The organism is Bacillus sp. FSL K6-4563, assembly GCF_038630405.1.
Classification (GTDB): domain Bacteria; phylum Bacillota; class Bacilli; order Bacillales; family Bacillaceae; genus Bacillus; species Bacillus pumilus.
Genome location: NZ_CP152030.1, coordinates 1,798,796 through 1,811,399, shown reverse-complemented (window position 1 = coordinate 1,811,399; position 12,604 = coordinate 1,798,796). Strand labels below are relative to the sequence as shown.

General features: G+C 36.8%; 11 protein-coding genes and 1 pseudogene. 9 read left to right on the top strand and 3 right to left on the bottom strand.

The features are described from left to right. Window positions 1–101 precede the first annotated feature (101 nt). On the top strand, window positions 102–437 hold the full coding sequence (locus MHH54_RS09000; protein WP_342500911.1) for a hypothetical protein: 336 nt from the start codon (window positions 102–104) through the stop codon (window positions 435–437). 645 nt (window positions 438–1,082) lie between these two features. On the opposite strand, the gene helD is transcribed toward MHH54_RS09000, so the two are convergent. After that, complete coding sequence (gene helD / locus MHH54_RS08995; protein WP_342500887.1) at window positions 1,083–3,428, bottom strand: RNA polymerase recycling motor HelD; 2,346 nt, start codon at window positions 3,426–3,428, stop codon at window positions 1,083–1,085. A 110-nt stretch (window positions 3,429–3,538) separates the two neighbouring features. Here helD and MHH54_RS08990 point away from each other — a divergent pair, with 110 nt between their 5' ends. Both MHH54_RS08990 and MHH54_RS08985 read left to right on the top strand, forming a co-directional pair. Beyond that, window positions 3,539–4,180, top strand: coding sequence for a TetR/AcrR family transcriptional regulator (locus MHH54_RS08990; RefSeq protein WP_044141391.1), 642 nt, complete (start codon window positions 3,539–3,541; stop codon window positions 4,178–4,180). A gap of 239 nt (window positions 4,181–4,419) precedes the next feature. After that, on the top strand, window positions 4,420–5,337 hold the full coding sequence (locus MHH54_RS08985; protein ID WP_342500886.1) for a class I SAM-dependent methyltransferase: 918 nt from the start codon (window positions 4,420–4,422) through the stop codon (window positions 5,335–5,337). 22 nt (window positions 5,338–5,359) lie between these two features. Here MHH54_RS08985 and MHH54_RS08980 read toward each other — a convergent pair. Next, window positions 5,360–6,020: pseudogene (locus MHH54_RS08980) on the bottom strand (IS3 family transposase); the annotation flags it as partial. Window positions 6,021–7,181: 1,161 nt separating this feature from the next. On the opposite strand from MHH54_RS08980, the gene MHH54_RS08975 reads away from it, so the two are divergent. Both MHH54_RS08975 and MHH54_RS08970 read left to right on the top strand, forming a co-directional pair. Further along, a complete protein-coding gene (locus MHH54_RS08975) occupies window positions 7,182–8,027 on the top strand; it encodes a Sir2 silent information regulator family NAD-dependent deacetylase (protein ID WP_342500885.1) in 846 nt (281 codons plus the stop codon). Between the two features lie 41 nt (window positions 8,028–8,068). Next, window positions 8,069–8,902 carry a radical SAM protein gene (locus MHH54_RS08970; protein WP_342500884.1) on the top strand — a complete coding sequence of 278 codons (834 nt, stop codon included), beginning with the start codon at window positions 8,069–8,071 and terminating at the stop codon, window positions 8,900–8,902. Between the two features lie 224 nt (window positions 8,903–9,126). Here the strand turns inward: MHH54_RS08970 and MHH54_RS08965 are convergent, their stop codons facing one another. Continuing rightward, complete coding sequence (locus MHH54_RS08965; RefSeq protein ID WP_044141385.1) at window positions 9,127–9,483, bottom strand: helix-turn-helix domain-containing protein; 357 nt, start codon at window positions 9,481–9,483, stop codon at window positions 9,127–9,129. Window positions 9,484–9,620: 137 nt separating this feature from the next. On the opposite strand from MHH54_RS08965, the gene MHH54_RS08960 reads away from it, so the two are divergent. Genes MHH54_RS08960 through MHH54_RS08945 form a run of 4 tightly spaced genes read left to right on the top strand, consistent with a single transcriptional unit; the run spans window position 9,621 to window position 12,601 of the window. Next, window positions 9,621–10,277: an ABC transporter permease gene (locus MHH54_RS08960; protein WP_161792790.1), complete on the top strand. Its 657-nt coding sequence runs from the start codon at window positions 9,621–9,623 to the stop codon at window positions 10,275–10,277. Between the two features lie 11 nt (window positions 10,278–10,288). Then, complete coding sequence (locus MHH54_RS08955) at window positions 10,289–11,194, top strand: glycine betaine ABC transporter substrate-binding protein (RefSeq protein ID WP_044141387.1); 906 nt, start codon at window positions 10,289–10,291, stop codon at window positions 11,192–11,194. Window positions 11,195–11,207: 13 nt separating this feature from the next. Then, window positions 11,208–11,978 (top strand): ABC transporter ATP-binding protein, encoded by a 771-nt coding sequence (locus tag MHH54_RS08950; protein ID WP_342500883.1) that lies wholly within the window; start codon window positions 11,208–11,210, stop codon window positions 11,976–11,978. Further along, window positions 11,975–12,601 (top strand): ABC transporter permease, encoded by a 627-nt coding sequence (locus MHH54_RS08945; protein ID WP_342500882.1) that lies wholly within the window; start codon window positions 11,975–11,977, stop codon window positions 12,599–12,601. The genes MHH54_RS08950 and MHH54_RS08945 overlap by 4 nt, the downstream gene beginning before the upstream one ends. Window positions 12,602–12,604: the final 3 nt, after the last annotated feature.

Sequence of the window (12,604 nt, the reverse complement as noted above, 5' to 3'; positions counted from 1 at the left end):
GGTAGAATAGAGAGTTGCGTGCCTCGTTGACCTATTATATGATCAATCAGGAGTGACGTTTGCGAGTGTTGAAACGACCATTACAGGAATGATTCGTGGGAATGGATTTAACTCATTGTGAAGCACATTGGTCTTACACCGACTTTCATGATTTCAGATGCAAGTTAGCAGCATGTATCGGTATGAATTTAGATGAAATGGACGGATTTGGCGGGGACATACCATTTGAAAACTTTACAGATGACATCATTCCTTTGCTGGAACTTTCGGATTCTGATAGTTACTTAATGCCAGATGTTTGTAGGACCGTTGCAGTTAGATTACGTCAACTGATCCACAATTGGCCTGATGATGATATAGATAAAAAGAACGCTCTCTATCTGGCAGAAGGAATGGAGTTAGCTCATCAACAAAATGAGCCAATAGGCTTTATTTAAAATTAAGAATTGTCATATGACAGCTCATTTAACTCAAAAACCTCTATGACTGGTTTAATTAATTGAGGACGTAGAGGTTTTTGAGATGATGCACAGAAGGGAAGATGTACAAGAAGGTAAATATAGATCCATTGAATGCTTCATTGACACTAGTGAAATAAGGATTCTATAATTTAATGGATCCAATTTTTATACTCTTTTCATAGAAGTTAAAAGTGGATCCATAATAAACGACTAATAAATCAAAATAAAGATAAGAAGTAGCAAAGTTTTCTTCTCCTAGCAAACCAAGTGTAAACACCATGGAATTAGAAGGTGAAAATTGTTAGCTATTCGGCACCTACACATTCCTCCAAGATTATTTCATCATTTGACTCCGAAATTAGTAAAGAAATGTAGACTTCGTACAGTTACAGATAGTTGATGACTTAAAAAAGAGCCAGCTCTTTTTGGGGTCCTACCAGCCAAACGCGGAAAACATACGCTAAGACAATTTCTAGATGGATAAAGCCGATTTTTCCTACGCTAAGGATTCATCGGCTTTCATATTTAATGTCAAAGAAAAAGAAGCATCCGCAAATCTGGCAGGAATTGAAGTGATAGGGCGGCTTTTAAACGCTTAGCAATTCCTCATTGAAATTATACTCAAACTGTAATCTCATACGAATTTTCAGGAATCTTATTCATAAACGTGCTCATTTCCCCTACGGAGAAAAGATGAAGCTCGTGCATAGCCCTCGTACATGCAGTGTAAAAGAGTTTCCTTTCAAATTCTCTTCCATATTTTATATTAGAAGCATCGTATATGATCACAGCATCAAATTCGATTCCCTTTGCTAAATAAGCAGGGAGAATTAAGATACCTTTTTGATAGGAAATCGCACTTTGTTCAATCATCTTGAGATCCATTTGCTTACTCAATTGCTCATAGGATTCCTTGCATTCTTTTCCCGTTTTACATATCACAGCGATTGTTTCATGGTTTGCTGACTGCAGTTGACGAATCTTCTGTGTTATTCGAGATTGAAGGGTGTCAAGATCCTCAACCTTCGTGAAAGTAGGCTTCTGACCATCTCTGTTAAAAGCTTCAATAGTTTCTCCTTCTTCTATAATTCCCTTTGTGAATTCAACGATTTGACGAGTTGAACGGTAGCTTTTCGTTAACTCTACTCTCTCAAAATTTTCTTTTACATATAATTCGCTTGATAGTAAGGTTGGTGCATTTAGAGTATGGGCATAAATCGCCTGATTAAAATCACCTAGAATCGTCATTCGGCAATAAGGAAAAAGCTGCTTAAGAACAAAAAACTGAAAGGGTGAATAATCCTGTGCTTCATCAATTAATAAATGGCGTATTCTTGTGTTTATTCTTTTTCCCTCAAGTTTATCTTGGAGATACAAATAAGGCGCTGCATCTTCATACGTCATTTCTTTTCTTTGTAGCTTTTTTAATGTATACGAACAAATTTCTTCCCAACTTTCAGGAAGTGTATCTTTAAGCTTTTGAAGGATGTTGTCTTTCTGTTTAAACAGTTGACAGTAAATCGCCGCTACATTAATAAACTTTAGTTTCTTTACAGCTGTTCGTATTGGTTTAAAGTGTTTTTTGACAATCATTTTAGCTATTTTCTTTTGCTCCTGTTCAAAATCGTCGAACGTATTCTCAGAAAATCTGCCTTCCTTCAGTAGCTCACTATAAACTTTTGTATACTCTTCAAGTTCTAACAGATCACTCTCTTCTATTACCCAATCTTTGGTTCTTTCCAATTTTTCTTTCTTTCCTAACTCTTTTAGAAGCCATTCCTTTACTAACTGCATACGATTTGGAATGGAGATAGATGCATCTAGTGAATAAAAATAGTTTTTAATTTGTTCAGCTCTAATCAACATTTCTCCTCGGAAAGAAATATTTTTAAAGATAAGCTCTTCACTCGAGAGAATAACAACATAGGAATCAATCAAAGCTTTAAAATCGCTACTCGCTTTATACCGTATTCCTTTTCTTCTTGCAGGATACTTTTTATGTTCCTGACATGTAAGCATATATTCCATTTGCGTAAACGGATGTTCAACATCAAATTGTTTTCCAAGACGCTTCTCCACATATTCTTGGAATGTGAGCTGCTGCATATTGTCCTCTCCTAAATCAGGGAGGACAGAAGCAATGTAGCGATTAAATAAAGAATTAGGGGAAAAAAGCATAATATTTTCAGCCGTGATCTCATTCTGATAGTGATACAGCAAATAAGCAACTCTTTGAAGAGCTGCAGAAGTTTTCCCGCTTCCAGCAACCCCTTGTACAACTAAATACTTGCTTTTCACGTTACGAATAATCTGATTTTGTTCTTTCTGAATGGTAGCAACAATGCTTTTCATATTGGTACTCGCGTTATTGCCAAGTACTTCTTTCAAAAGTTCATCGCCAATGGTAACATCCGTATCAAACATCGTTTTGATTTGCCCATCTCTCGTGATAAACTGACGCTTTAACTCTATTTCTCCTTGAATTATCCCTTCTACTGTTTCGTATTGGGCTGATCCTGGAGAGTAATCATAATAAATACTGGAAATAGGGGCTCTCCAATCATAAATAAGAAATGTTTCCTCATTTTCATCCATTAAACTCGAAACTCCAAGGTACACGTTATTTGTTGTATCCTTACCATTTTCGAGAAAATCAACACGGGCGAAATATGGAGAATCTTTTAATCGAGATAAGGTCTTCCTCTGCTTATCTAGCTGACGGTGCGTTCTTTCTCTCTCGGACAGCATCTCCGCCTGCTGTCTAATGCTTGATAAGGTTTCACTAGCATCTTCAGGATTATCTAGATTTATTTTTACATCATCCCAAAAGGTTTTCTTTAGATGAATGACATCTTTCTTTAATCCACCAGAATCATGATCCAACTTAACGACTTTTTTTTCAATTTCTCTTAAAACAATACGAATGCGCTCCTCTTCATACTTTCGCACTTGGTTTTCATTCGTCATCTCTTCACACTCCCTAAAGATGTTAAGTAAATAAATAATACATCATTGACCGACCGACGGTCAATGATGTATCTTTAAAAGACAATTATAAGTCTCAAGGGGGAAGTTCCATGAAAAGAATTGTCAAAAAACCCGAAGAAAGAAGAACCGAGATTATTTCCGTCGCAAAAGATTTGTTCTCATCTAATGGGTACGAGAATACTACGATTAGCGATATTATTAAAAAAATCGGAGTTGCAAAAGGCACTTTTTATCATTATTTCAAGTCAAAAGATGAAATTGCGGACGCAGTAATTCAAGACTCTATTGATTCAAGTGTTCAATTGTTTAAACAAATTAATAGTAACTCCGATTTAAAAGCAATAGAGAAGTTTATAAATATTATTCAGTTTTTTTCACAGGAAACATCAAATCATTTCAGTGATGGATTAATGACTCATTTACATCACAAAGATAACGTTCTTCTACATCAGAAAATGAAAGTTTGCATGATAAAAGAATATGTACCAATTATTTCATCTGTTTTGAAGCAAGGAGTAGAAGAAGGTGTATTTCACACGGATTTTCCAGATGAAATTACGGAATTCTTATTAGTCGGACTCCATTTTATGCTTGATCCCAGCCTTTTCTCATTGACTCACGAACAGCTCATTGCCAAACTAGATGCGATTGACGAGATTTATGAAAAACTATTAGGTGCTCCAAAAGGTAGCTTTCCTTCAATAAAACAATATTTCGAAAAGTTGTATTGAGTTTGTTAAAGCATTTAAGGTTACGAAATAAAACAGAAAGAATTCGATAAATATGTGCACTGTTCATTAAATCATCAATTTATGAACACATAGCAATTAAAATATTTTTCCGCCTTTATAATTGACAAAATTTTTTATTTGTGCTATAATTTACTTTTATTTTTTTCAGTTATATAATAGGGTTCTCCTGGCCAGGGGGAACCCTATTTTTTTGTTCTAAAATAAAGGAGTGTGTTTGTATGAAGAAAAATGAGTCAAGTGTAACTTCGTTAATATCAGCTTTTGGCAGATCCTATCATAGTCAATTTGATGATACCCCTAAAATCTTTAATGATTATTTAGCTAAAGACTTAATTTCTGTAAAAGAATTTAATGACATCAAAGAGAATATGGTTCAAGGCATACATTTCTTCAACAAAGATATCGCACAAAAATTCGAGGGAAATACAGAAGAAATATTAAAATGGATTACACAAGTACAACTTTCTCCAATAACCTTATCACGTGCTGCGTATTGCGAAAAAGTATTGCTTAATGAGGTAGCGTTAGGATTAAGACAATATGTCATACTTGGCGCTGGATTAGATACTTTTAGTTTACGACATCCAGAATTGGAAAACAGCTTAGAAATATTCGAAATTGATCATCCCACTACACAGGAATTTAAAAAGCAAAGATTGGACGAGGCTAAATTAAAAATCCCAAGTAATCTTCATTTTGTTTCAATGGACTTCACCAAAAATCTGTCCTATCAAAACCTAATAGGTAAAGGATTTGATAACAAAAAGACATTCTTTAGTCTTTTAGGTGTTTCTTACTATTTAACGAAAGAGGAAGTTTCAAGCTTAATAGATTATTTATTCACCAAGGTTCCATCAGGAAGTTCGATCGTTTTTGATTATGCAGACGAGAAACTATTCGAAGAAAAAGGAACCTCTAATAGAGTTGAAAATATGTTGAAAATGGCTTCAATGGGCGGGGAACCAATGAAATCATGTTTTTCTTACTTTGAAATTGAGAAGATGCTAGAGAAATCCGGTTTATTAATTTACGAACACCTATCACCGGCTCAAATTCATGAACTTTATTTTAAGAATCGTAATGATTACTTATCTGCTTTTGAAACGATTCATTACATTCATGCGATAAAAAAATAAAACATATTAAAGATACTTAATACACTTCTCCATTAAATAGATCTAATATGAGCGAAAGGTAGAGCTTCTGCCCAAATAATTTGAACTCTGTCATATCTGTGACCCATTTCTCATTTGGCTTATCAGCTTGAAGGTGACGAGCTAAAATATTAGGCGCTACTTTGCCAACTAAGCCTTTGTATGAACGATATTTCTTCATTCGAACCATGCATTTAGACCTAGTTATTTCATGATGCTCTGTACTTTTTTGTGATTGACTTTTTGTCTCTGATTGACTAGTTCATCACGAATACGGCGGTATCCGTATCGGCCATGATGTTCTTAGTAAATATTTTGAATCATTTTTTCAGATGGACATCTCGGTTATGAAGATTCCAATGTTTCACCAAATAGTAGTAGGTACTACGCGGAATACCTGCGATCTTAAGCAGTGCTTTCACCGGGTATTTATGCCTTAAATCAAAGTTCCATCGATCCTTTAGCTGGTGCTTGCTTTCCTGTTTTCTTTTTCATAGACGGACGCCCCTTTTTCATTGATTTGAGGGCGTCTTCTCCTTGTGTTTCCATGATACGCTGCCAGTCCCAAAGCGTGGTATCAGAAGGCAAATTAAAGAGTGCAGCTGTTTCCAGGATAGACGTCCCATGTGAAGTACGTCTAGTTTATATTGGAATGGATAATTTGTATATGACATGGAGTAGATCTGGCAGGGGATTCTTTTGATGGTAAACCTAGCTCATATTGTGCGAGAGGGATATGCACAAACTGCTCAGACGATTACAGGGGTTGGGAAGGGCAGTTAGGTCCGGAAGTGACCACTGCGCTGTATTTATTTTAGATAATTCACTACTCCAATTTATCGGTATTGAAGAAAATCGAGAGTTCTTTAATTCGACTAAAAGATCACAAATTGATTTTGGTCTTGAGTTATTTGGTGATAATAAGCCCAAAAAAGGCTTTAACAGAGATTTTTGAGGCAGAAAGAAAGGGCTTGTTTAACTGGCGATCCACCCTTTGCGAAAGGCCTTTTGAAGTTAAGTATTTCAATAAAGATAACAAGGTTTTAAAAACATTTTTTAATATGTGGGTGAAGTCGAGTGATGGCAATTAGGTAACAATAATTAAATTCAAAATAATTTATTGGACATAGAGGTTTTTGATATTACATACAAAAGGGCAGTTGGAGATGGATAAGAGGGAGTGTACAACAATGGATTCACATTTACCTTCTAGTACTGTACCAAGACAAAAAAAAGGGTCCTTTAATTTGTTGAAACAACAACTGTATATTTATTAAAGGACCCTATTTCACCTTCTGTTCAAGGGACAAGAAAAAGGGTCCTTTATGTTCAAAGGACAACAAGAAGGGTCCTTTCCATCTAGTGGACTCTTAGTTTGCCTGTATAATTATGTCATTTGGTTAGCGGGACCCCAGAAATAAACATTGTCTAATACATACATTACAAGGGCAGTTTTTATGGGGAAGTGCTAAATGAAAAAATCAATTGAAAATTTCTAAAAAAATTAAGGAAGAAGCCGAAGAGTTTATTTATAACGGGTACCTTAATCCTCTATACTGGGAGTAGAATAGAATGGTTGGGAAACAAATATAAAGGCATAGAATGGACCCTTGTTCATGTCCCTATACAACAGGTTCAAAATAAGGAAATTCTTTTAAAAACAATAGTTTAATCTTTCATGACAACACAACAACAAAACAGCTGTTTTGTTGTAAACACCCAATAGTTACTTTCTGGTTCCTATCTAATAAAAAGGTGCCTACTTTTCAAGTAGCATGAGAAATTTTAACATAAAAAGAAAGGCGGTTAAACAGGGGGCGTATGTAATGAACAAAAGTTATAATCAACGTATTAATGATGCCAAAAGTGCGATTAATCAGGCAGATTGTATTATTATTGGCGGGGGAGCTGGTCTCTCAGCAGCAGCAGGTTTATTTTACACTGGGAAACGATTTACGGATCATTTTGGTCCTTTCATCGATAAATATGGTTTTTCTGATCTGTATACATCCAGTTTCTATCCATTTAAAATGCAAGAGGAGAAGCGGGCATATTGGTCCAGACATATACATCTCAATCGGTACGCCACTGGTCCAACCAAGCTTTACCGAGAATTATATCATCTTGTATCTAAGAAAGCCCATCATGTTATAACAACAAATGTTGAAAGCCAATTTGAAAAAGCAGGATTTTCACCATTGAATATTTTCGAAGTTCAAGGAAATTACAGCTATCTTCAATGTGCCAAAGGTTGCCATAACAAATTATATGATAATGAGTCTCTAATCGAAGAAATGATTGCCACGATGATAGATTGTGCAATTCCATCATACCTTGTTCCAAAATGTCCTGTATGCGGTGGGGACATGGACCCGAATTTACGAAGCAACCGTTTTTTCGTTCAAGATGAACAATGGCTGATTTCCGAAAAATTATATAGGAATTTCTTAGAAAAATTTGGTGACAAGAGAATTGTCTTTATGGAACTAGGCGTTGGTTTCAATACACCAGAAATTATACGTTATCCATTCGAACAAATGACGTATAACAATGCGAATGCAACGTTACTTCGACTCAATAGAGACCATTCCGAGGGAGTTGTAGAGAATATAGATCGCACCATTGCTTTTGTAGAAGATATGCATAGTGTGATCGTTCAATTAACCGATTAAGTGGGAGATTAAACGAAAGTAATTGAGGGGATGGTAACATCATGCCGATTGAAATCAAAGACATTGTGTCTAAGAAAATTTTAAGTGAAGTAAAGGGTTATCTAGATATTGGCTTTACTCATTCACTAAACCCCTATGCAGGTTGTGCATTTGCTTGCGAATACTGTTACGTCAGAGAAATGCCTATTCAAAAGTTTAAGGATATTCCTTGGGGATTGTGGGTGGATGTCAAGAAAAATGCAGCAGAAAACTATCTAAGGGAAGTCTCTCTTCTAAGACGTAAAAATAAACCCATAAGTATATTCATGTCATCAGCCACAGATCCTTATCAACCTGTAGAGCAGAAGGCAAACATTACAAGAAGCCTATTGGAAGAAATGGATAAAAACCCACCAGATTCACTTCAAATTCAAACTAGAAGCCCTCTGGTTGCCAGAGATCTTGATATACTACTGAAATTAAAGAAAAAATGTCGAATTCTGGTATCAATGACAATCGAGACAGATCGCGAAGATGTAAAACGAATTTTTTCACCCTATGCTCCTGGAATTGATTTAAGAGTTAAAACCTTGAAAAAGATAAAGGATGCTGGAATACATACACAAGTATCTATTTCCCCAGTGCTACCTTTTTCACCTAATTTCGCTAACATGATACAAGGCATAACTGATCGAATTTGGATTGATACGCTAATGATTGGTGATGGTCAAATGGGGATGAGATCTGAGCGTTTAGGGATGCCAAAATTATTTGATGCGAACGGCTGGGACAAATGGTACGAGAAAAGCATTCATCTAAAAGTGGAAAAATATTTTAAGGCAAGGTTTCCGTCTGAAATCATTCATGTATCTAAACACAGCGCATATCCATTTTGATTTTATATAGCCATTCATTTTATGAGAATCTTACCCGTTTTTACTTCATGCTAGAAATATTGCAGCTGTTGTTCGAAGATAAACTTTCACTTACGAATTAATGGAGGACGCATGAGTCCTCCATTGACTTAGCTTGGTGATGAAAATGCATGGTTTATAATTCCACGGGAATAATAGAGAAGCTACTTCTATTTTTGAAATGACCGTGGAGTAACAAATTGAAATCATTCACTCTGATGAATATCGTTTGGTAGTTCATCATTGAGTTTCTGGTACCCGAGTCCCCATGTTTCCATAGAGAATATAATTGGCTTAAGTGAATTTCCTAAATCACTTAAGCTGTATTCGACTCTCGGAGGGACTTCTGCAAAAACAGTACGAATGACAATTCCATCCTCTTCCATTGAACGTAGATTTTCAGTGAGTACCTTTTGACTGATCTCCGGGATACTTTTACGAAGTTCTCCAAATCGTTGAGTTCCCTTTAAAAGATCCCTCATAACCAATAACTTCCACTTGTTGCCTATCAATCCAACTGTCGTTGCGACGGGACACAACGGCAACTCTTTTTTGGGAATCATTACATTATCGCCTCCAATAGTTACAATTAGGTGCCTATATAACAAAAAGGTGCCTACTTTCAAAACCAATACATTGCTTATATTATAATTTTGACGATGAAAAAAGCAAATGAAAATGAATGAAAGGAGGAGGGAGTTTGCAAGAAAGTTTATGGATACAACTGAGTGACTATTTTTCAAATAATATGTTTACTTTTTGGAATTCTTGGAAAGAGCATTTAGAGATCAGTTTATTGGCATTGATAGGTTCTACACTTATCGGGATTACATTAGGTACCTTATCAACTAAATACGGTCGTTCCGAAAAATGGATCATCTCTTTATTTCAAACATTACGAATCGTTCCCAGCCTAGCGGTCTTACTTCTGTTGCTTCCTATCATGGGTACTGGATTTAGGCCAGCCCTTGTCGCTCTCATTATTTTGGGAATCCCTCCTATCTTAATGAATACAATATCCGGGTTACAAGGTGTGTCCATGTCTCTACTTGACTCTGCAAAAGGTGTAGGGATGTCTGAACGACAAATAAGATGGAAAATCCAATTTCCAGTGGCTGGACCATTGATATTGACAGGGATTAAAACCGCTGCGATTGAAATTATCGCCAGCGCCACTTTGGCTGCCAAAATTGGAGCTGGTGGATTAGGAGAGATCATTTTTACCGGTTTAGGACTCAATCGAACGGATTTACTTTTAATTGGTGGTATTTCAGTAGCGATTTTAGCTATTGGTATAGGCTTCTTTTTAGATCTGTCTGAACGTGTATTGTTTAGATATAAATTCTTGCAAAGGTAGTGTCCACACAAATGAAAAAGAACAAAAAGAAAAAATTGGTCTTAACCATTTCAATCACACTTGTTTTGTCCATCATTTTGAGCGCATGTGGTAATAAAACGAATAATCATGGATCGACAATACGAATTGGTTCAAAAGACTTCACTGAGAATTTAATTATCGGGGAGCTATATGCTTTGGCCTTGGAAAACGCGGGATACCAAGTAGAGCGTGTTCCTAATATTGCGGGTTCCATCATTCATTCATCGATTGTTAATAACGATATCGATATGTATCCAGAGTACACAGGTACGGGGTTGTTGTCCGTCTTAAAGATGGATTTGATGACAGATCCGGATGAAGTGTATACAACAGTCAAGGAAGAGTACAAAAAGCAATTCAATATCACATGGCTCGATTATTCAAAAGCAAATGATGGAGCGGGTCTCGTTATTCGAACAGAAGTATCACAAAAATTAGGGATCAAGACCATTACCGACTTGCAAAAACATGCTGGTGAGATTCGATTTGCTTCCCAAGGAGAGGTTGACCAGCGAGCTGACGGTATTCCAGCTTTAGAGAAAGTGTATGGCAAGCTCAATTGGAAATCATCCAAAGTATATGATAACAGTTTGAAATATGAAGTACTTAGAAACAACGAGGCTGATGTTGCTCCCGCATATACCACTGAAGGTCAGTTGGTGAACAAAGACGAGTTCACCCTATTGGAAGATGACAAACAAGTATGGCCACCTTATAACTTGGCGCCTGTTATCCGTGATAATGTGCTCTCAACGGACCCCGGTATCGCTGAAGTGATCAACAAGGTTAGTTCGGTATTGGATACAGACACCGTCACCGCACTAAACGCAAAAGTGGACGTAGACAAAGAAGAATATGAAGATGTGGCAAAAGAATTTTATGATTCCATTAAATAAGGATGGCGTTAACATGAATCCAACAGCAATCGAATTCCATGATGTGAGTAAAGCATATTCAGATTCCAATGAATATGCAGTTGATCATGTGAACTTGTCCATAAGTGAAGGGGAGTTTATTACCATCCTCGGCTCCTCTGGATCAGGAAAAACAACTTTATTGAAGATGGTGAATCGGCTTAACGATCCTTCCCACGGGATTATTAAAATATTTGGCGAGGATATCGCTGGAGTTGATCCCGTAAAACTTAGAAGAAAAATCGGCTATGTTATTCAGCAAGTAGGCTTGTTCCCCCACATCAATATTGAACAAAATATAGCTACCGTTCCTCGTCTTTTGAAATGGGACAAAAAGAAAATCGAAGAACGGGTGCAAGAATTGTTAACTTTAGTTGGATTAGATTCAGAGAACTTCAAACGACGTTATCCTTCACAATTGTCCGGAGGGCAGCAACAGAGAATCGGTCTTGCGCGAGCATTAGCAACCGATCCCAATATTATGCTGCTGGATGAACCCTTTGGGGCATTGGACGCTATTACGCGCTTAAATCTCCAGGATGAACTGTTAAGGATTCATGGGGGAATGAAAAAAACCTTTTTGTTCGTGACTCATGATATGAATGAAGCATTCAAGCTAGGAACCAGGGTTATGATTATGAATCAGGGTAAGGTTTGTCAATTCGATACCCCGAGAGAAATTGCAACTCATCCTGCAGATGATTTTGTGTACTCACTTATTCAATCTTCGAAGGAGCAAGAACGTTTCTGGGGGAACTTAACATGATCGACTATGCCATTAAGCATCCGGATAAGTTGGGAAATGCATTGTTAGAGCATGTGGAGATCCTCATTTTGACCATGTTGCTCTCTGTGATCATTGCAATCGTCTTAACCATCTTAGCTCTGGCCTCTGATAAGGTATCTAGATCACTCATTTACATGTTTTCAATCTTGTATTCCATTCCGAGCTTGGCTTTGTTTGCTATCATGATCCCTGTAACCGGATTGGGGAAAACGACAGCCATTATCGTGCTCATTGCCTATAACCAATATATCCTTCTACGTCAGTTCATTGCAGCTTTGAATCATGTTGAACCATCTATTATTGAAGCAGCTACAGGGGTTGGTATGAGCCGATTTCAGATCTTACTTCAAGTCCAGGTACCCTTAGCAATCAAGCCTCTGTTTACAGGCCTTCGACTTGCTTCGGTAACAACCATTAGCATGGCAACCATCGCTGCCTTCATTAATGCAGGAGGGCTAGGTACGATATTAAATGATGGATTACGGACCATGAATATCGATAAGATTTTGTGGGGGGGCTTATTGTCAGCAGGACTTGCTATTGTGACGAACGCAATATTCATGCTGTTTGAGAAACGAATACATTTGAGATCGGAGAGATAAATA